General features: G+C 69.4%; 20 protein-coding genes. 8 read left to right on the forward strand and 12 right to left on the reverse strand.

The genetic code is table 11. The annotated features are described in order from the left end of the window. Positions 1-199: 199 nt before the first annotated feature. The 7 genes from lptD (at position 200) to ASD69_RS18915 (ending at position 7,944) form a co-directional block, all read left to right on the forward strand. Positions 200-2,707, forward strand: a complete 2,508-nt coding sequence (gene lptD, locus ASD69_RS18885) for an LPS-assembly protein LptD (protein ID WP_056182168.1) — start codon at positions 200-202, stop codon at positions 2,705-2,707. After that, positions 2,704-4,062, forward strand: coding sequence for a peptidylprolyl isomerase (locus ASD69_RS18890; protein ID WP_056182170.1), 1,359 nt, complete (start codon positions 2,704-2,706; stop codon positions 4,060-4,062). The genes lptD and ASD69_RS18890 overlap by 4 nt, the downstream gene beginning before the upstream one ends. Then, entirely contained in the window at positions 4,063-5,049 is a 987-nt protein-coding gene (pdxA, locus tag ASD69_RS18895; RefSeq protein WP_056182176.1) for a 4-hydroxythreonine-4-phosphate dehydrogenase PdxA, read from the forward strand. After that, positions 5,046-5,873, forward strand: coding sequence for a 16S rRNA (adenine(1518)-N(6)/adenine(1519)-N(6))-dimethyltransferase RsmA (gene rsmA / locus ASD69_RS18900; protein ID WP_056182180.1), 828 nt, complete (start codon positions 5,046-5,048; stop codon positions 5,871-5,873). Before pdxA ends, rsmA begins: the two co-directional genes overlap by 4 nt. A 121-nt stretch (positions 5,874-5,994) precedes the next feature. Next, positions 5,995-6,378 carry a Co2+/Mg2+ efflux protein ApaG gene (gene apaG, locus ASD69_RS18905; RefSeq protein WP_055900614.1) on the forward strand — a complete coding sequence of 128 codons (384 nt, stop codon included), beginning with the start codon at positions 5,995-5,997 and terminating at the stop codon, positions 6,376-6,378. A 19-nt stretch (positions 6,379-6,397) separates the two neighbouring features. After that, entirely contained in the window at positions 6,398-7,258 is an 861-nt protein-coding gene (locus tag ASD69_RS18910) for a symmetrical bis(5'-nucleosyl)-tetraphosphatase (protein ID WP_082576641.1), read from the forward strand. Continuing rightward, positions 7,255-7,944 (forward strand): DUF1287 domain-containing protein, encoded by a 690-nt coding sequence (locus tag ASD69_RS18915; RefSeq protein ID WP_056182184.1) that lies wholly within the window; start codon positions 7,255-7,257, stop codon positions 7,942-7,944. The genes ASD69_RS18910 and ASD69_RS18915 overlap by 4 nt, the downstream gene beginning before the upstream one ends. 382 nt (positions 7,945-8,326) lie before the next feature. On the opposite strand, the gene ASD69_RS18920 is transcribed toward ASD69_RS18915, so the two are convergent. The 12 genes from ASD69_RS18920 to ASD69_RS18975 form a co-directional block, all read right to left on the reverse strand. Beyond that, on the reverse strand, positions 8,327-8,833 hold the full coding sequence (locus ASD69_RS18920) for a dihydrofolate reductase (RefSeq protein WP_056182554.1): 507 nt from the start codon (positions 8,831-8,833) through the stop codon (positions 8,327-8,329). Further along, entirely contained in the window at positions 8,833-9,270 is a 438-nt protein-coding gene (locus tag ASD69_RS18925) for a DoxX family protein (protein WP_056182188.1), read from the reverse strand. Before ASD69_RS18925 ends, ASD69_RS18920 begins: the two co-directional genes overlap by 1 nt. A gap of 88 nt (positions 9,271-9,358) precedes the next feature. Beyond that, complete coding sequence (locus ASD69_RS18930; protein ID WP_056182191.1) at positions 9,359-9,913, reverse strand: DUF2059 domain-containing protein; 555 nt, start codon at positions 9,911-9,913, stop codon at positions 9,359-9,361. 77 nt (positions 9,914-9,990) lie between these two features. After that, the gene (locus ASD69_RS18935) at positions 9,991-10,536 is read right to left on the reverse strand and encodes a hypothetical protein (protein WP_056182193.1); all 546 of its coding nucleotides are present in this window, start codon (positions 10,534-10,536) and stop codon (positions 9,991-9,993) included. Then, positions 10,518-11,066 carry a hypothetical protein gene (locus ASD69_RS18940; protein WP_056182196.1) on the reverse strand — a complete coding sequence of 183 codons (549 nt, stop codon included), beginning with the start codon at positions 11,064-11,066 and terminating at the stop codon, positions 10,518-10,520. Before ASD69_RS18940 ends, ASD69_RS18935 begins: the two co-directional genes overlap by 19 nt. Positions 11,067-11,090: 24 nt before the next feature. Beyond that, positions 11,091-11,885: a thymidylate synthase gene (locus ASD69_RS22120; protein ID WP_056182199.1), complete on the reverse strand. Its 795-nt coding sequence runs from the start codon at positions 11,883-11,885 to the stop codon at positions 11,091-11,093. 3 nt (positions 11,886-11,888) lie between these two features. Next, positions 11,889-12,767, reverse strand: a complete 879-nt coding sequence (gene lgt, locus ASD69_RS22125) for a prolipoprotein diacylglyceryl transferase (RefSeq protein ID WP_056182201.1) — start codon at positions 12,765-12,767, stop codon at positions 11,889-11,891. A gap of 265 nt (positions 12,768-13,032) precedes the next feature. Next, on the reverse strand, positions 13,033-13,521 hold the full coding sequence (locus ASD69_RS18955; RefSeq protein WP_056182557.1) for a TPM domain-containing protein: 489 nt from the start codon (positions 13,519-13,521) through the stop codon (positions 13,033-13,035). Between the two features lie 14 nt (positions 13,522-13,535). Further along, entirely contained in the window at positions 13,536-14,459 is a 924-nt protein-coding gene (locus tag ASD69_RS18960; protein WP_056182204.1) for a YgcG family protein, read from the reverse strand. Positions 14,460-14,484: 25 nt separating this feature from the next. Beyond that, positions 14,485-15,129, reverse strand: a complete 645-nt coding sequence (locus ASD69_RS18965; RefSeq protein ID WP_056182207.1) for a LemA family protein — start codon at positions 15,127-15,129, stop codon at positions 14,485-14,487. 128 nt (positions 15,130-15,257) lie between these two features. After that, positions 15,258-15,992, reverse strand: a complete 735-nt coding sequence (locus ASD69_RS18970; RefSeq protein WP_056182210.1) for a TerC family protein — start codon at positions 15,990-15,992, stop codon at positions 15,258-15,260. Positions 15,993-16,063: 71 nt separating this feature from the next. Then, entirely contained in the window at positions 16,064-16,444 is a 381-nt protein-coding gene (locus tag ASD69_RS18975; RefSeq protein ID WP_056182212.1) for a diacylglycerol kinase, read from the reverse strand. Positions 16,445-16,959: 515 nt separating this feature from the next. On the opposite strand from ASD69_RS18975, the gene ASD69_RS18980 reads away from it, so the two are divergent. After that, positions 16,960-17,427, forward strand: a complete 468-nt coding sequence (locus tag ASD69_RS18980) for a VOC family protein (protein ID WP_056182215.1) — start codon at positions 16,960-16,962, stop codon at positions 17,425-17,427. Positions 17,428-17,524 lie beyond the last annotated feature (97 nt).

Genomic DNA, 17,524 nt, shown 5'->3' on the forward strand with positions numbered 1-17,524 from the left:
CGCATCACGGCCGGGCGGCGCTGTATCCGGCGTTGGGGCCGCGTCCGCCCGCGCCCCCCGCAGGGCGCCCGCGCGGGCCCCGCGGCGGCCGTCCGCGCTCGCAAAATGAACGACGCGGGCCCGCGGCCCGCGTTTCGCGTTGCCCCCCTGCAAGGGATGCGGCAAGCTAACGGCCGATTTCTGTTCGCCGGATGGCCGCGTGCACAAACCCCTACGCCTGCTTCCCTTGTCGCTGTGCATCGCCCTCGCGCTGCCTGCCCAGGCCGCCTCCGGCGACGACGAGGAGAACTGGGGCCTGTGCCCGATCCAGGATGTGGTGCCCGCGTTCACCGACGCGCCCACCCCGGTCGGCACCGCCGAGCAACGCACCAGCACCCCCACCGATATCGACGGCGGCGTGCTCGAACGCGCCGGCGACGACGAGAACATCGTCGTCCAGGACAACGTCAAGCTCAGCCGCGGCGACCAGTTCATCGGCACCGACAAGCTGTCCTACAACGAGAACACCGGCAAATACACCGCCGACGGCAACGTGCGCTACCAGGACAACGGCATGCGCATGACCGCGCAGCGCGCGTCCGGCGACCAGAACGCCGACACCCACCGCATCGAGGACGTGCAGTACCAGCTGACCCAGCGCCGCGGCAACGGCGGCGCCGAGCGCATCGACCTCACCGGCGCCAAGGGCAAGCTGGTCGGCTCCACCTATTCGACCTGCCCGCCCAACCAGCGCGTGTGGGAACTGCGTTCGCGCCAGATCGACTTGGATACCGAGGACGGCTTCGGCGTCGCCCACAACGCGACCCTGCGCATCGGCAAGGTGCCGGTGCTGTACGTGCCCTGGTTCAAGTTCCCGATCGACGAGCGCCGCCAGACCGGCCTGCTGTATCCGGCGATCTCGCTGTCGGGCAAGAACGGCTTCGACTACAAGCAGCCGATCTACCTCAACCTGGCGCCGAACTACGACGCCACCTTGTACCCGCGCATCATGGCCAAGCGCGGCGGCGTGCTCGGCGGCGAGTTCCGCTGGCTGTACCCGGACGGCAAGGGCGAGGTCTACGCCAACTTCATGCCCAGCGACAAGCTGCCGGGCGACCGGCCGTCGCGCTATACCGATTACGCCGACCTGGCGCTGCGCCCCGAGGAACTGCCCGACGACAACCGCGGCCAGTTCGCGCTCAAGGCCAGCCACAGCCTGGACGGCAACTGGTACGCCTCGACCAACCTGGCCTGGGTCAGCGACAAGTACTACCTGCAGGACTTCAGCAACAGCCTGTACGGCGTGTCCGCGTACTCGATCCGCAGCGACATCGGCCTGTACGGCCGCGGCCGCCACTGGGAAGCCGGCGTCATGGCCGACCACTACCAGCTCGCCGACTACACCCTGACCGAACGCAGCCTGCCCTACGACCGCCTGCCGCGCGCCTACTTCCGCTGGGCGCAGCCGTTCGGCCGCTGGTTCGAGGCCGGCGTCGACTCCGAGCTGGTGCGCTTCCAGCACACCGACGAAATCGTGCGCTACGCCCAGGCCGACGGTAAGCGGGTCTCGCGCGACGTGGCCCTGCCCGGCGGCAGCCGTTTCGACGTCAAGCCCTACATCTCCTTGCCGCTGGAAGGCGCGAGCTGGTTCATCCGGCCCAAGCTGGCCTTCCGCTACACCGCCTACGAGCTGGAAGCGGCCAAGGCGCGCGAACTGGCGACCACCAACGCGCGCGCCTACGCCCAGCAGCAGGGCATTGCCTACACGCCGGACATGGACGCGCGTTTCTACGACAAGTCGCCCAACCGCAGCCTGCCGATCACCTCGGTCGACGCCGGCCTGTACTTCGACCGCGACACCGAAATCCGCGGCGACCGCTACCTGCATACGCTGGAGCCGCGCCTGTTCTACCTGCGCGCGCCCTATCGCAACCAGGACGGCCTGCCGATCTTCGACACCGACCCCATGACCTTCAGCTGGGGCCAGCTGTTCCGCGAAAACCGCTACAGCGGCGCCGACCGCCAGACCGACGCCAACCAGCTCACCGTGGCCCTGACCACGCGCCTGATCAGCGAGGACGACGGCCGCGAGCGGCTGTCGGCCAGCATCGGCCAGATCCAGTACTTCGACGACAGCCGGGTCACCGTGCCCGGCGAAAGCCCGATCGAACAGGGCAAGTCGGCCTGGGTCGCCGACGTCAGCGTCTCGCCCAGCGACCGCTGGACCATCAACGGCACCTACCAGTACAACCCCAAGTTCAGCGGCCAGGACCTGGCCAGCCTGCGCGCGCGCTATTTGTTCGGCGACGCCGGCATCGTCAACATCGGCTACCGCTACCGCCGCAACCCGGTCACGCGCAAGGATCTGCTGGAGCAGGCCGACCTGTCGTTTCTGTATCCGATCAACGAAAACTGGAGCGTGGTCGGCCGCTACTACTACTCGTTGCTGGACAAGAAACCGCTGGAACAGATCGCCGGCCTGCAGTGGGAAAGCTGCTGTCTGGCGGTGCGCGTGGTCGCCCGCCGCTACCTGCGCGACCGCTCCGGCGACCTCAATAGTTCGCTTCAGGTCGAGTTCGAACTCAAGGGCCTAGGCTCGGCCGGACAGAACACGGAGCGGGTATTGCGCCGTGCTATTCTCGGCTACGATCGCGACGATCTTTATCTCGTGCCGCCCTCGTCCGTGACCCGCGGCCAGACCGATCCCACCCCCGACCCGACCCTATGAAGAAACTACTCGCTTGTGTGCTGGCCGTCGGCGTGCTGTCCGGCGGGGTGCTGCTGCCCATCGGCGCGGCGTCCGCCCAGGAAGTGCAGCCGATCGATCGTATCGCCGCGGTGGTGGACGAGGACGTGGTCCTGCGCACCGAACTCGACCGCGCCGTGACCAACATCCTGGCCCAGTACGCCGGCCGCGAGAACCAGCTGCCGCCGCGCGACGTGCTGGAACGGCAGGTGCTCGAGCGCCTGATCCTGCTCAAGATCCAGGTCGCCTACGCCCAAAACAGCGGCGTGCGCGTGACCGACCAGGAAGTCGACCAGGCCATCGGCGGCATCGCCCAGCAGAACCGCATCAGCCTGGAGCAGCTGCGCCAGCAGCTGGCCCGCGACGGCGGCAGCTACAACGAATTCCGCGCCTCGATCCGCGACGAACTGCTGACCCAGCGCCTGCGTCAGCGCTTCGCCCAGACCCGCGTGTCGGTCAGCGACGCCGAGATCGACGCCGCCCTGGCCGCGCAGGCCAATTCCGGCACCCAGTACCACCTGGCCCACATCCTGGTCGGCCTGCCCGAGGGCGCCACCGCCGAGCAGATCGCCACCGCCCAGAAGAAGATCGAGGGCGTGAAGGCCCTGATCGACAAGGGCGAGATGGACTTCGCCGCGGCCGCGGTGCGCTACTCCGACAGCCCCAACGCGCTGGAAGGCGGCGACCTGGGCTGGCGTAGCACCGACGAAATCCCGAACGCCTTCGCCGAGCTGATGCGCAACATGAGCGCCGGCCAGGTGACCGCGCCGATCCGCGGCCCCAGCGGCTTCCAGCTGCTCAAGCTGGTCGAGACCCGCGACGCCTCGCAGGCCGCGCCGGCCATGGTCACCCAGTACAAGGCCCGCCACATCCTGGTCCGCGTCACCGACACCGTCACCGAAGCGCAGGCCAAGGCCAAGGCCGAGACCCTGCGCGCGCGTCTGGCCGGCGGCGCCGCCTTCGACGAAGTGGTCAAGGACAGCGAAGACCTGAATTCGCGCGCCAAGGGCGGCGACCTCGGCTGGTTCACCCAGGACGAGTTCGGCCCCGAGTTCGGCGGCGCCGTCGCCGGTCTGCAGGACAACCAGATCTCGCAGCCGATCCGCACCCCGGCCGGCTGGCACATCGTCGAGCGCACCGGCAGCCGTCAGACCGACGTCGGCGACCGCAACCGCCGCGCCCAGGTCCAGGAAACGATCGGCCGGCGCAAGCTTGAGGATGAGTGGAACCGCTTCCTGCGCGAGAAGCGCGGCGAAGCCTTCATCGACATCCGCGTCGGCAAGGCCGCCGCTACCGACGCGCCCGCAGCGCCCACCGCGCCCGCCAGCGGCGGCTGAGTGCACCCTCCCCGGCTCGCGCTGGTGCCGGGCGAGCCGGCCGGCGTCGGGCCGGAGCTGTGCCTGCGGCTGATCCAGCGCCCGCGCGACTACGCCCTGACCGCCTACGCCGACCCGCGCAGCCTGCGCGCCGCGGCCGAAGCCCTGAACCTGCCCCTGAAGCTGCTGCCGCCCGAACAGGCGGCCTTGCGGCCGGGCGAGCTGTCCCTGGTCGAGATCGAACAGGCCAGCCTGCCCGCGTTCGGCAGCCCCGACCCCGCCAACGCCGGCGCGGTGATCCGGGCCCTGCACGAGGCGGCCCAGGGCTGCCTGCGCAGCGATTACGACGGCCTGGTCACCGGCCCGGTGCACAAGGCCGCGATCAACGAGGGCGGCATTCCCTACACCGGCACCACCGAGCTGCTGGCCGCCCAGGCCGGCTGCGAGGTGGTGATGATGCTGGCCAACGACCTGGTCCGGGTCGCCCTGGCGACCACCCATCTGCCGCTGCGCGCGGTCGCCGACGCGATCCAGGCCGAGCCGTTGACGCGCACCCTGCGCATCGTCCACGCCGCCCTGCGCGCCGATTTCGGCATCGCCGAACCGGCCATCGCGGTGCTCGGGCTCAACCCGCACGCGGGCGAGGCCGGGCATCTGGGGCGCGAGGAGATCGAGGTCATCGAACCGGTGTTGGCGCAACTGCGCGCCCAGGGCCTGAACCTCATCGGCCCGCTGCCGGCCGACACCGCCTTCCTGCCGGCCAAGCTGCGCGGCTTCGATGCGGTGGTGGCCATGTACCACGACCAGGGCCTGCCGGTACTCAAGTACAGTGGCTTCGAGCGCGCGGTGAACCTGACCCTGGGCCTGCCCTACCCGCGCGTCGCCGTCGACCACGGCACCGCCCTGGACCTGGCCGGTCGCGGCCTGGCCGACCCTTCCAGCCTGATCGCCGCGGCCGAGACCTGCGCCCGCATCGCGCGCACCCGCCAGCACGGAGCACCGTCATGACCGGCACGGCCAAAGCCCACGCCAAAGGCTTCACCGCCGACGCCAAGAAGCACCTTGGCCAGCACTTCCTGCACGACCGCGACATCATCGCGATGATCGTGCAGGCGGTGGATCCGCAGCCCGGCGACCGCCTGGTCGAGATCGGCCCCGGCCAGGGCGCGATCACCTTCCCGCTGCTGGACCGCCACGGCGAGCTGACCGTGATCGAGTTCGACCGCGACCTGATCTTCCCGCTCACCGAGGGCGCGCGCGCCCACGGCACGCTCGAGGTCATACACCGCGACGTGCTCACCGTCGATTTCGGCGCGCTGGCCCACAACAACGGGCCGATCCGCCTGGTCGGCAACCTGCCCTACAACCTGTCCTCGCCGATCCTGTTCCATGCCTTGGAACACGCCGAGGCGATCGTCGACATGCACTTCATGCTGCAGAAGGAAGTCGTCGACCGCATGGCGGCCGGCCCCGGCAGCAAGGTCTACGGCCGGCTCGGGGTGATGCTGCAGGCCTACTGCGAGGTCACCGCCCTGTTCGACGTGCCGCCGGCCGCGTTCCGGCCGCCGCCGAAGGTGGATTCGGCGGTGGTGCGGCTGATCCCGCGCGCGCCCGAGCGCATCGGCATCGACGACCACGCGCGCTTCGCGCGGGTGGTGCGCGATGCCTTCGGCCAACGCCGCAAGACCTTGCGCAACGCGCTGTCGCAGATCTGCGACGCGGCCGCGATCGAAGCCGCCGGCGTGCGCCCCGATGCGCGCGCCGAGCAGATCGAGGTCGCCGATTTCGTGCGCCTGGCGAATTCGCTCAAGGGCCTTGCACCGGAAAACTGAGCCGGAATACCGGTTCTGACGGGCGTCGATACGGTCTCCGACCGCGCCGGCGCGCCCGCATCGCGACCTGGTACGCGAATGCTCATTCCCGCTTCATGCCCGCTTTGCTTACACTGCCTGCATGGAACACCGCCACGACTACGCTTTCGACATCGCCGTCGCCACCCGCTACCTCGACGATCAGTCCGAGCCGGAGCAGGACCGCTACGTCTTTGCCTACACCATCAACATCCGCAACGCCGGGCGCGTGCCCGCGCGCCTGCTCTCGCGCCACTGGGTGATCACCGACGCCAACGGCAAGGTCCAGGAGGTCGAGGGCGAAGGCGTGGTCGGCGAGCAACCCTGGCTGCGTCCGGGCGAGGACTTCGAGTACACCTCCGGTGCGGTGCTGGAAACCAGCCTGGGCACGATGGAGGGCAGCTATGCGATGGTCGCCGACGACGGCACCCGCTTCGAAGCGCCGATCCCGGCCTTCACCCTGACCGTGCCGCGCACCCTGCACTGACGGCACGGAACGATCGGATATGAGCGTCTGGGCCATCGGCGACCTGCAAGGCTGCTACGACCCCACCCAGCGATTGCTGGAGCGGATCAATTTCGACCCCGCCCGCGACACGCTGTGGTTCTGCGGCGACCTGGTCAACCGCGGCGGACAGTCGCTGGAGACCCTGCGTCTGGTGCACTCGCTGCGCGCCAACAGCGTGGTCGTGCTGGGCAACCACGACCTGTCGCTGCTGGCGATCGGCGAACGCCGCGAGGAAGAGCAGCGCAAGGTCAATCCCGATCTGCAGCGCATCGTGCTGGCCCAGGATCGCGACGAACTGCTGGGCTGGCTGCGCCGGCAGAAGCTGGTCCACGCCGACCGCTCGCTGGGCTGGATGATGGTGCACGCCGGCCTGGCGCCGAAGTGGACCACCCAACTGGCCGAACGCCACGCGCGCGAGATCGAAGAGCGCCTGCACAGCGATCAGTACCAGCGCCTGCTCAAGAACATGTACGGCGACCGCCCGGCCTGGAACCCCAAGCTGGCCGGCATCGATCGCCACCGCGCGATCATCAACATCTTCACCCGTCTGCGTTATTGCACGCCGCGCGGCCGCATCGCATTCGAGGACAAGGGCAGCCCGGGCACCCAGCCGGTCGGCCTGTACCCCTGGTACGAAGTGCCGGGCCGGGTCGAGCGCGACCTCAAGATCGTGTGCGGCCACTGGTCGACGCTGGGCTTGTTCATCGGCCACGGCGTGCATGCCATCGATACGGGCGCGGTCTGGGGCGGCAAGCTCACCGCCCTGCAGCTGGACACCGACGAGTTGCGCATCGTGCAGGTGCCGGGCCGCGACGTGCCGGCCAATCCGCCCAAGCCGCGTCCGCCGCGACCGGCATGACGCCGCGCATCGCGACGCTGCTGCGCTACGCGGCCGTCGCCTTGCTGGCCGCGGCCTGCGCGGCATGCGCGGACCGCTCCAACGACAGTCCTGCCCAGCCTGCGGCCGCGCAGGCGCCCGCCGCCGCGCCGCCCGCGCCTGCGCGCGCGAGCGCGCCCACCCATCCGTTGGTGCGCGCGGCGCGCGCCCAGGTCGGCGTGGTGCGCTACTACGACCCCACCTATGTGCGCCTGGATTACCCCGGCGGCGATGTCGCCGCCGACCGCGGCGTGTGCACCGACGTGGTGATCCGCGCCCTGCGCGCGCAGGGCCTGGACCTGCAACAGGCCGTGCATGAGGACATGCGCGCGAACTTCGCGCGCTATCCGCAAAGCTGGGGCGCGCGCGGCACCGACCGCAGCATCGACCACCGCCGCGTGCCCAACCTGCGGCGCTGGTTCGAACGCCAGGGCTGGCAGCAGACCGTCAGCGATCGCGCCATCGATTACCGCCCGGGCGACCTGGTCACCTGGGACCTGGGCGGCGGCACCCCGCACATCGGCATCGTCTCCGACCGCAAAGGCTGGCGCGGCGATCCGCTGATCCTGCACAACATCGCCCGCGGCACCGAGGAGGGCGATCTGTTGTTCGCCTACGAGATCACCGGGCATTACCGGCCGGTGTTGGCGGCGGTGAAGCAGGAGTGAGCGGTGAGGAGTGAGGAGTGAGCGGATGCGGTGGTCGTCGGATGCGGCGGCAACCACACCATCGCCCCATCCGAATCCGCGCGGCGATGCGGTTCGCCTAAGGCTCACCGCATCCTACGAGAGCGGTGGGTGTCGCCGCGGCTACGCSAGCCGTAGGGTGCGGTGAYAACCGCASCATCGCCRTCCCCSCTCTGTGCGGCGATGGGGTTCGCCTAAGGCTCACCGCATCCTACGAGAGCGGTGGATGTCGCTGCGGCTACGCCAGCCGTAGGGTGCGGTGACAACCGCACCATCGCCGTCTCCCGCTCCGTCGCGGTGATGCGGTTCGCCTGCGGCTCACCGCATCCTACGGGGTCGATGGTGCGAGGCCGGGGTCCTGGCCTCAGGCATCCATGCCGATACGCGCGTAGTCGACGAATTCGAACGCGAAGGCGTGGCGCTCGTCGGCAGCGTGATGTTCGCGCGCGAGCACGCGCCATTCCTGGGTGTCGAAGCGCGGGAAATGCGCATCCGCGTCGGCGACCACGGTGTCGACATAAGTCAGGTGCAGATGGGTCGCGGCCGGCAGGCACAGCGTGTAGATTTCGCCACCGCCGATCACGCACAGCTCCGACGCGCCGTCCTCGTGCGCGAGCGCGAGCGCTTCCTCCACCGAGGTCACCGCCTGCATGCCCGCGTACGGCACCTCGCCCGAACGCGTGAGCACCAGGTTGCGCCGGCCCGGCAGGGCGCGCCCCAGCGACTGCGCGGTCTTGCGCCCCATCAGCACCGGCTTGCCCAGGGTCAGCGCCTTGAAGCGCTTGAGATCGTCGGGCAGGCGCCACGGCAACTCGTTGCCGCGACCGATGCCGCGCTCGTGGTCCAAGGCCGCGATCAGCGACAAGCGCATCATGGCCGCTTACGCCAGACGCGGTCGAGCGAGTAGCGTCCGCCGCCGGTGAACATCAGGCACAGCCCAACCGCGACCAGGGCCAGGGCCGGAAACGCGCCGGGATACGGCGCTTTCGAATCCACCATCCACACCGCGACCACGAAGTTGATCGCGATCACCAGGCCGGCGAAGCGCGTGCACAGGCCCAGCACCAGGGCCAGGCCGCCGAAGAACTGGCCGATCACCGACAGCACCGCGCACACCAGCGGAAACGCGAAGCCGTGATGGACCATGAAATCGCGGAACTCGAGCATGCGCGCCCACGAGAACACGTTGTCCTGGGTCATCAACATCAGGTGCGCGCCGATCGCGACGCGCAGAATCAGCAGCCCCAGATCGGCGCGGCGCTCGCATGCGTCTTCGACTGCCTGGTGCCAACTCGCTATTGGGTTCATCCACACACCTCAGTCCGAAACCATGCCTGCGTCCCCGCACCGCCCCCGCCGCGTCCCGCGCCCCGGGACGCACCGTCGGCTCGCGCGTTCAGTCCTTGTCGCGCGGGCAGGTCATCATCACCGGCACCAGCTTGGTGACCATGTCGGTCATCATGGCCTTGAACGCCGGCGATTCGTCCATCTTGTCGGTCATCTCGGTCATGGCCTTTTCGACCTCGACGTTCGAGGCCTGGCTGTGCTGCAGGTACTGCTTGCCGGCCGGCGTGTCGACGAAGGCCAGGTAGGCGTTGAGATCGCCCTCGGTCAGCTGTTTGCGCATGGCCGCCAGGATCTGCGCCTTGAGCTCCGGCGAATGGAAGTAATCGGTGATGGCCTTGCGGAACTCGTTCTTGGAGAACTCATCGATCGCCTTGCCCAGCGCCGGGCAGGCCTTGGCCTCGGGCTTGGACATCGCGCCCTCGCGGAACTTCTCCGACAGCTCGTCGATGCCGAGCTGCTCGATCTGATGGCCGTAGGTCATCGCGTAGTAGCGTTCCAGCGCGGCCTCGTACTTCGGCGAGGTCGCCGCCTGCGCGCTGCCCAGGCCTACCACGATGGCCAACGCGAGCGCGCCGGCGGACACCATCCCCTTGAAATTCGACACTGCACTTCCCCTCGTAGTGATAGCGATCTGTTGCGACGGCACGGCCACGCGCCCGCCGCTCCCCGTTAACGGCATGCTCAACCCGCGCCCTGCTCCGCGCGGCATCGCTTCAACTGCGCGCGCGCGTTTTGCAGCGCATCGACCATGGCGGTGGCGAAGCGGCTGTCCTGGCTGACGCTGCGCAGGAAATCCGCACTCAGCTCGCGGAACGAACTGGCTATCTTGGCCGACTGCTCCGGACGCGACGGCGCATTGCCGCCCTCGGCGGTCATGCGCAGTTGCTCGGCATCGTAGACGTCCACCAGGATGTCCTCCACGCGCCGCTGCATCTGTTCGCTGAAGAACAGCTCCAACACCAGCGCCGTGGTGTCGCGCTCGAGATCGGCGCGCGCCTGCCGCTTGGAGGCGGCTTCGCAGCCGTCGAGCGCGCTGGGCTCGCCGCTGGCCAGGCTGTCCGCATAGGCCTTCTTCATCATTTCGCGCAGCGCCGGCTGGATACGCGCGTAAGCGCGGGCGGCCAGCGCGCGCTCGTCGTCCGCGGTCTGCGCGGATGCGGCCGGCAGCCACAGCGCCGCCGCCAGCAAGGCCGCGAACGCGGCCCGGCTCAGGGCGGCGAACCGCATCGCAATTCCATCCTTTCGATCGCCGCGATCATCTCGTCGTCGAGCGCGAAATCGGCCGGGCGCTCGTAGCGCAGCACCGCCATCTTCTCGCCCATGGGCGCCATCCACATCGTCGCGGCGCCGCCACCGTCGCGCACCGAGTCCATGCGGTAGGCGCGTCGTTCGCCCAGCGTCACCCAGCCGTTGACCTTGCCCAGGGTCTGGCGCTGCATCACGGCCAGTCCCTGCATCAGGATCTCGAGGTTCTTCTCGCTGCGTAGGTCCGGCGGCGCGCTCGCGCAGGATTGCAGCAGGCTCGCCTGCGCGGTCTTGCCGTTGCGGGTGTGGCGCAGGACCTGGCTGCTGCGCGGGCCGCTGCCGGTGGTCTGCAATGCCGGCGGCTCGGCCTCGATGCCGACCGGCAGGCGGATGCTGCCGGCGGGACCGTCGGCGCGGGCCGGCTCCGGATCGGCGGCCAGCAGCGCGGTCGCGCACAGCGCCGCGACCAGGCCCAGCGCCCAGGCGGCGGTGACGGATCCTCGTCCCCTCATGCGCCCTCCCCCGGGGCTAAGCCCTCAGACCGCGACCGGCGCCTTGATCGCCGGCAAGGGGTCGTAGTGTTCGATCGCGATGTCGTCGTAGCGGAAACCGAAGACGTCGGTTACCTGCGGATTCAGCCTCAGCGTCGGCAGCGCGCGCGGCTCGCGCGACAGCTGCTCGCGCGCCTGCTCGTAATGGTTGGAGTACAGGTGCGCGTCGCCCAGGGTGTGCACGAAATCGCCCACGCCCAGCCCGCAGACCTGCGCGACCATGTGGGTCAGCAGCGCGTAGCTGGCGATGTTGAACGGCACGCCCAGGAAGATGTCGCCGCTGCGCTGATAGAGCTGGCAGCTGAGCCTGCCGTCGGCGACGTAGAACTGAAACATAGTGTGGCAGGGCATCAGCGCCATGCGCGGCAGGTCGGCGACGTTCCAGGCGCTGACGATCAGGCGGCGCGAATCGGGATTGCGCTTGATCTCGTCGATCACCCAGCGGATCTGGTCGATCTCGACGCCGTCGGCGCCGGCCCAGCGCCGCCACTGCTTGCCGTAGACCGGGCCCAGCTCGCCGTCGGCGTCGGCCCATTCGTCCCAGATGCCGACCTTGTTGTCTTTCAGGTAAGCGACATTGGTGTCGCCCTGCAGGAACCACAGCAGCTCGTGCACGATCGATCGCAGGTGCAGCTTTTTGGTCGTGACCAGCGGGAAACCCTGATTCAGATCGAAACGCAGCTGCCAGCCGAACACGCTGCGCGTGCCGGTGCCGGTGCGGTCGGATTTTTCGCTGCCGTGTTCCAGCACGTGCCGCAGCAGGTCGAGGTATTGGCGCATCGGTCAGCCCTCCTTCGGCGCGACGGCTTGCGGTTGCAGGGTCGGCGAGCGGCGCGACAGCCACAGCCAGTACAGGCCCAGCAGGATCAGCGGCACGCTCAGCAACTGGCCCATGGTCAGCCAGCCGAAGGCGATGTAGCCGGGCTTGGCGTCGGGCACGCGCACGAACTCGACCAGGAAACGGAAGCAGCCGTACAGCAGCGCGAACAGGCCCGACACCGCATAACGCGGACGCGGCTTGCTGGAGAACCACCACAGCAGCACGAACATGGTCAGGCCCTCGAGCGCGGCCTGATAGAGCTGCGAGGGATGGCGCGCGAAATGGTTGAGCGCGCCGGTCGCGTACTGGCTCTGGATCTGCTGCGCGGTCCAGTTACCGAACTCCGGCGCGCGCGGGAAGATCACGCCCCAGCCGGCCTCGGTGAACTTGCCCCAGAGCTCGCCGCCGATGTAGTTGCCCAGGCGGCCGAAGCCCAGGCCCGGCGGCACCAGCGGGGCGACGAAATCCATCACGTCGAAGAAATGCAGGCGCTGCTTGCGCGCCCACCACAGCGCCGCGGCCATCACGCCCAGCAGGCCGCCGTGGAAGCTCATGCCGCCTTCCCAAATGCGGAACAGCATCAGCGGGTCCTGCAGCAGATCGCCGAAGGCGTAGAACAGCACGTAGCCGAAACGGCCGCCCAGCACCACGCCGAGCATGGCGTAGAACAACAGGTCGCCGTAGGCCTGTTCGCTCACGCCCGGCAGGCGCCCGGCGCGCACCCGGCGCTGCCCCAGCCACCAGGCCAGGCCGAAGCCGATCAGGTACATGATCCCGTACCAATGCACTTGCAGCGGGCCGAGACGGATGGCGATCGGATCGATCTGGTGCAGGTAGATCATGCGGCGTAGCGACCCGGCGGTTTGGGGATGCCGGTATTGTGCCCGAGGGGCATGGCGCGTGCCTTGCCCGGCCGTGACCGGAAGGCGATTGCGGCGAAACGGAGCGTCGCGGCCGTCGCGCCGCTCGGCGGGGGCCCCGCTAGTCGCTTTAGGGTAGGAGCGACGTGAGTCGCGACCGGACGCCCTGCGGGCGGCGCGGCCGATGAGGTGGCGCGGTCGCGGCTCACGCCGCTCCTACCCCACGGCTGCGGCCTTCAAGCCCCGATCAAAGAATCCGCGGCAGATCCGGCAGCTCGTTGACGTCCTGATCGCCGTCCGCGCGCGGGTAGTGCTCGGCCAGCAGCGCCGACAGCGCCTCGATCCCGCCCAGCACGGCGGCCTCGGCATCGCCCGAGCGCAAGCGTTCCTCGACCAGCTGGCAGACCCCGCGCCACTGCTCGGCGCTGACCCGGCCCTCGAAGCCGCGGTCGGCGACGATCTCGATGCGGTGATCGGCCAGCAGCAGGTACAGCAGCACGCCGTTGTTGGCGCGCGTGTCCCAGACCCGCAACTGCGCAAACGCGTCCATGGCCGCGGCGCGCGCCTGGCGGCCGGCCCAGACCGCGCGCGGGTGCAGCGCGGGCTCGACCGCGAAACAGATCTCGCCGGTGTGGCGCAGCTCGCTGGCCGCGATCGCCGCGGCGATGCGCCGCAACAAGGGCTCGGGGAACAGGCGCGTGGCCGAGGGCGCGAACAGGTGTTTGAGCAGGCGCATGGGCGTGGTCTCCGTCACCAGCTACCGGAGGCGCCACCGCCTCCGCTCATGCCGCCGCCACCGGACCAGCCGCCGCCACCGCCACCGCCGCCGAAACCGCCGCCTCCCCAACCGCCGCCGCCACCGCCCCAACCGCCCCAGCCCGCGTCGCGGGCGAAACGGCCGCCGCGCGGCGTGCTGATCAGGCCGATCACGAAACCGATCACCGCGCCGATGCCGCCGACCAGCAACAGCGAGGAAATCAGCCAGGCCACGCCGCCGGCAGCGCCGGCGCCGAGCAGGGCGCGCAGCGGCCGCGGCGCGCTGCCGAAAATGCCGCGCGCGACCTGGGCCACGATGAAGGCCACGAACAAGGCCATCAGAAAACTCTCGCCGCCGCCGCCCTGGTCGCCGCGGTTGTCCGCCATCGGCGCCGGCAAGGGCTCGCCGTCGATGAGCTTGGTCAGCGCCGCGCTGGCCTCGGTGATGCCGCCGGCGTAGTCGCCGCTGCGGAAATGCGGCACCAGATATTCCTGGATCACGCGGCTGGCGGTGGCGTCGGGGATCGCGCCTTCCAGGCCGTAACCGACCTCGATGCGGACCCGCCGGTCTTCCTTGGCGACCACCAGCAGGACGCCGTCGTCGACGCCCTTGCGGCCGATCTTCCACTGCTCGAACGCGCGCACCGCGTACTGGGCGATGTCTTCGGGCTGGGTGGTCGGCACCACCAGCACCTGCAGTTGGCTGCCCTTGCGCTGTTGCAGCGCGCGCGCCTGCGCTTCCAGGTTCTGGCGGGTGGCGGCGTCGAGGGTGCCGGTGGTGTCGATCACCGGCGTATCCAGGGCCGGGATCGGCGCCAGCGTCTGCGCCTGCGCGACCGCGCAGACCAGCCATAGCAGCAGCAACGCGCACCAGCCGCGCGCCAGGGCGCGGCCGGTGTTCGCGAATGCGCGCTTCATCGCCCGGCGTCCGCCGCCGCGCCGATCAGCCCGCCGGCGCCGGCTGCTGCTGCGCGGGCGCCGGCTGCGGCGCGGGCTGCGCGGCCGGCTGGCCGAAGTCGACCTTGGGCGCTTCCTGGATCTGCTGCTCGTTCTCGACCGAGAAGTTGGGCTTGGCCTTGTAGCCGAACATCATCGCGGTCAGGTTCTGCGGGAACGAGCGCACGTAGGTGTTGTAGTCCTGCACCGACTGGATGTAGCGCTGACGCTCCACCGTGATGCGGTTCTCGGTGCCTTCCAACTGCGCCTGCAGCTGCAGGAAGTTCTGGTCGGCCTTGAGCTGCGGATAGTTCTCGCTGACCACCAGCAGGCGGCCGATCGCGCTCTTGAGTTCGCCCTGGGCCTGCTGGAACTGCTCCACCGAGGCCGGATCGTCGGCGTTGACGTTGATGCTGCCGACCTTGGCGCGCGCCTCGGTCACCTGGGTCAGCACCTGCTGCTCGTGGCTGGCGTAGCCCTTCACGGTCGCGACCAGGTTGGGCACCAGATCGGCACGTCGCTTGTAGACGTTGAGCACCTGCGACCAGGACGCCTTCACCGCTTCGTCCTTCTGCTGGATGGTGTTGTAGCCGCAACCGCTGAGCAGGGCGGCCGCCGCGACCAGCAGCAGGGACATCATGAGCTTACGCATGGCGCAACTCCTTCGTGAGGATGGCGCATTGCACCACCCGCGCCCCACGCTTGCAATGGACGCCGTGTGAGGGTCGCGTCGCGATCGCGGCGCCGCCGCGTGGGCGGCGCCGTGCGGGCGCGTCTGCCTCAGTCGGGCTGAACCCGCGCCATGGCGCGGCGCTTGGCCCACAGGTTGAGGCACTCGACCAGGGCCGAGAAACCCATCGCGCCGTAGATGTAGCCCTTCGGGATGTGCAACTCGAAACCGTCGGCGACCAGGTACACGCCGACCAGGACGATGAAGGCCAGGGCCAGCATCTTGATGGTCGGGTTGCGGTCGATGAACTCACCCAGCGGCTTGGAGGCCAGCAGCATCACCGCCACCGCCAGCAGGATCGCCGCGACCATCACCGGGGTGTGGCTGGCCATGCCGACCGCGGCGATCACCGAGTCCAGCGAGAACACGATGTCGATCACCGCGATCTGCGCGATCACCGCCATGAACGAGGCCGCCGGCTTGGAGTGCACGTCCTCGGACTCGCCCGCGCCGACGATCATGTCGCGCATTTCCATCGAGCCCTTCACCAGCAGGAAGGCGCCGCCCAGGATCAGGACCAGGTCGCGCACCGAGATGCCCTGGCCGAATACCGAGAACAGATCGCTGGTCAGGCCGGCCAACCAGGCCAGGGTCAGCAGCAGCGCGATGCGCGTGATGCAGGCCACCGCGATGCCGAACTTGCGGGCCTTCTCGCGTTGCGCGTACGGCAGCTTGCTGACCGCGATCGAGATGAAGACGAGGTTGTCGATGCCCAGCACGATCTCGATCGCGCTCAGGGTGACCAGGGTGATCCAGACTTGCGGATCGGTTAGCAGCTCAATCACTAGCGGGTTTCCTAGGCTTACAAAACGGGGGCTGCGCGCGATGCGCGCGGCGGATTAGGGCACGGTTGCGCTCAGAACAGGCGCGGCACGACGATCGCGCCCCAGGTCAGCAACACGTTCATCATCAATACGAACACCGCCGCCGACCCCATGTCCTTGGCGCGGCCGGCGAGCTCGTGGAACTCCGGGCCGTAGCGTTCGATCACCGCTTCCACGGCCGAGTTCAACAGTTCGATGCTCAGCACCAGCAACATCGAGCCGATCAGCAGCACGCGCTCGACCGGGGTCTGGCCCAGCCACCAGCCCAGCGGGGCCAGCACCACGAACAGATAGACCTCGAGCCGGAACGAGGATTCGTGCAGCCAGGCCGCGCGCAGGCCCTGCATGGACCACATCGTCGCCTTGAGGATGCGCGCGGGACCGCGCGGCAGGTGGCCGAATTCGTCTGCCATGGCGGCCTCAGGGAGCGGAAGGGGGAACGACGCCGGCGCGACTGGCCGGTTGCGGCAAGACGGACGGCGCGGCGGCGCGGCCGCGGCGGGACTGCTCGGTCATGGGCATGAGGGTCGGGCTCTCTCCGGACGGGCCGGCGGGGCGCAGCCGGCGGCCGCTACAGGGCATGGATTTTGCCATAAGCCCCGCTCGGCCGCCCCGGCGGCGACCGTGCCGGATCCGGTTAACGCGGGCCCAGGCCCGGCTTCGCGCCCGCTTAGCGCGGCCGGCGCTAGCCTGCCCGCCCCTGACCGACCGAAACGCCTTGCGCCCATCCGGGTCGGCGCTGCGGGCCGAAGCGTCGAATCCGGCCCGCCTGCGGCCTGCCCGGCCGGCCCGCAGTCGCAGCCTGTGAGAATCGCGCGGTTCAGCATCTGCGCCCGGGCAGCACCGCGTCCGCTTCGATCCGCCCCGGCGCATCGGGCCTTCGCGCACGCCGCGCCGCGCCGAACCCACCACTCACGGAGACACCGACATGGCCGTACAGCCCCGCCCCGATGGCTACCACAGCGTCACGCCCTACGTGATCGTGCACGACGCCAACGCCGCCATCGATTTCTACGTGCGCGCCTTGAACGCGACCGAGATCTACCGCCTGCCCATGGGCGACAAGATCGGCCACGCCGAAATCCGCATCGGCGACAGCGTGATCATGCTGTCCGACGAGTGGCCCGAAATGAACGCGCTCAGCCCCAGGACCCGCGGCGGCGCCACCACCGCCTTCATGATCTACGTCGACGACGCCGATGCCGCGTTCGCCCAGGCGACCCAGGCCGGCGGCAAAGTCGACAAGCCCCTGCAGAACCAGTTCTGGGGCGACCGCACCGGCACCATCGTCGATCCCTTCGGCCACAAGTGGACCCTGGCCACGCACGTCGAGGACGTGTCGGAGGAGGACATGCAGGCGCGGATGCAGGAGTGGTCGTCGCAGCAGGGGGCGTGAGGGCGACGGGCCTTTGATCTTCCCTTCTCCCGCGCGCGGCGACCGAAGGAAGGGCTGGGCCGAGTAGGTGCGCCTTTCGGCAGGCTCAGCACAGGCT

The sequence above is a fragment of the Lysobacter sp. Root604 genome, from assembly GCF_001427505.1.
In the GTDB taxonomy this organism is placed as follows: domain Bacteria; phylum Pseudomonadota; class Gammaproteobacteria; order Xanthomonadales; family Xanthomonadaceae; genus Lysobacter.

Bases quoted from the DNA above. Each gene is read 5' to 3' on its own strand.
- ASD69_RS18890 (WP_056182170.1), top strand. From the start codon at position 2,704: ATGAAGAAACTACTCGCTTGTGTGCTGGCCGTCGGCGTGCTGTCCGGC.
- rsmA (WP_056182180.1), top strand. From the start codon at position 5,046: ATGACCGGCACGGCCAAAGCCCACGCCAAAGGCTTCACCGCCGACGCC.
- apaG (WP_055900614.1), top strand. From the start codon at position 5,995: ATGGAACACCGCCACGACTACGCTTTCGACATCGCCGTCGCCACCCGC.
- ASD69_RS18910 (WP_082576641.1), top strand. From the start codon at position 6,398: ATGAGCGTCTGGGCCATCGGCGACCTGCAAGGCTGCTACGACCCCACC.
- ASD69_RS18915 (WP_056182184.1), top strand. From the start codon at position 7,255: ATGACGCCGCGCATCGCGACGCTGCTGCGCTACGCGGCCGTCGCCTTG.
- ASD69_RS18920 (WP_056182554.1), bottom strand. From the start codon at position 8,833: ATGCGCTTGTCGCTGATCGCGGCCTTGGACCACGAGCGCGGCATCGGT.
- ASD69_RS18925 (WP_056182188.1), bottom strand. From the start codon at position 9,270: ATGAACCCAATAGCGAGTTGGCACCAGGCAGTCGAAGACGCATGCGAG.
- ASD69_RS18935 (WP_056182193.1), bottom strand. From the start codon at position 10,536: ATGCGGTTCGCCGCCCTGAGCCGGGCCGCGTTCGCGGCCTTGCTGGCG.
- ASD69_RS18940 (WP_056182196.1), bottom strand. From the start codon at position 11,066: ATGAGGGGACGAGGATCCGTCACCGCCGCCTGGGCGCTGGGCCTGGTC.
- ASD69_RS22120 (WP_056182199.1), bottom strand. From the start codon at position 11,885: ATGCGCCAATACCTCGACCTGCTGCGGCACGTGCTGGAACACGGCAGC.
- lgt (WP_056182201.1), bottom strand. From the start codon at position 12,767: ATGATCTACCTGCACCAGATCGATCCGATCGCCATCCGTCTCGGCCCG.
- ASD69_RS18955 (WP_056182557.1), bottom strand. From the start codon at position 13,521: ATGCGCCTGCTCAAACACCTGTTCGCGCCCTCGGCCACGCGCCTGTTC.
- ASD69_RS18960 (WP_056182204.1), bottom strand. From the start codon at position 14,459: ATGAAGCGCGCATTCGCGAACACCGGCCGCGCCCTGGCGCGCGGCTGG.
- ASD69_RS18965 (WP_056182207.1), bottom strand. From the start codon at position 15,129: ATGCGTAAGCTCATGATGTCCCTGCTGCTGGTCGCGGCGGCCGCCCTG.
- ASD69_RS18975 (WP_056182212.1), bottom strand. From the start codon at position 16,444: ATGGCAGACGAATTCGGCCACCTGCCGCGCGGTCCCGCGCGCATCCTC.
- ASD69_RS18980 (WP_056182215.1), top strand. From the start codon at position 16,960: ATGGCCGTACAGCCCCGCCCCGATGGCTACCACAGCGTCACGCCCTAC.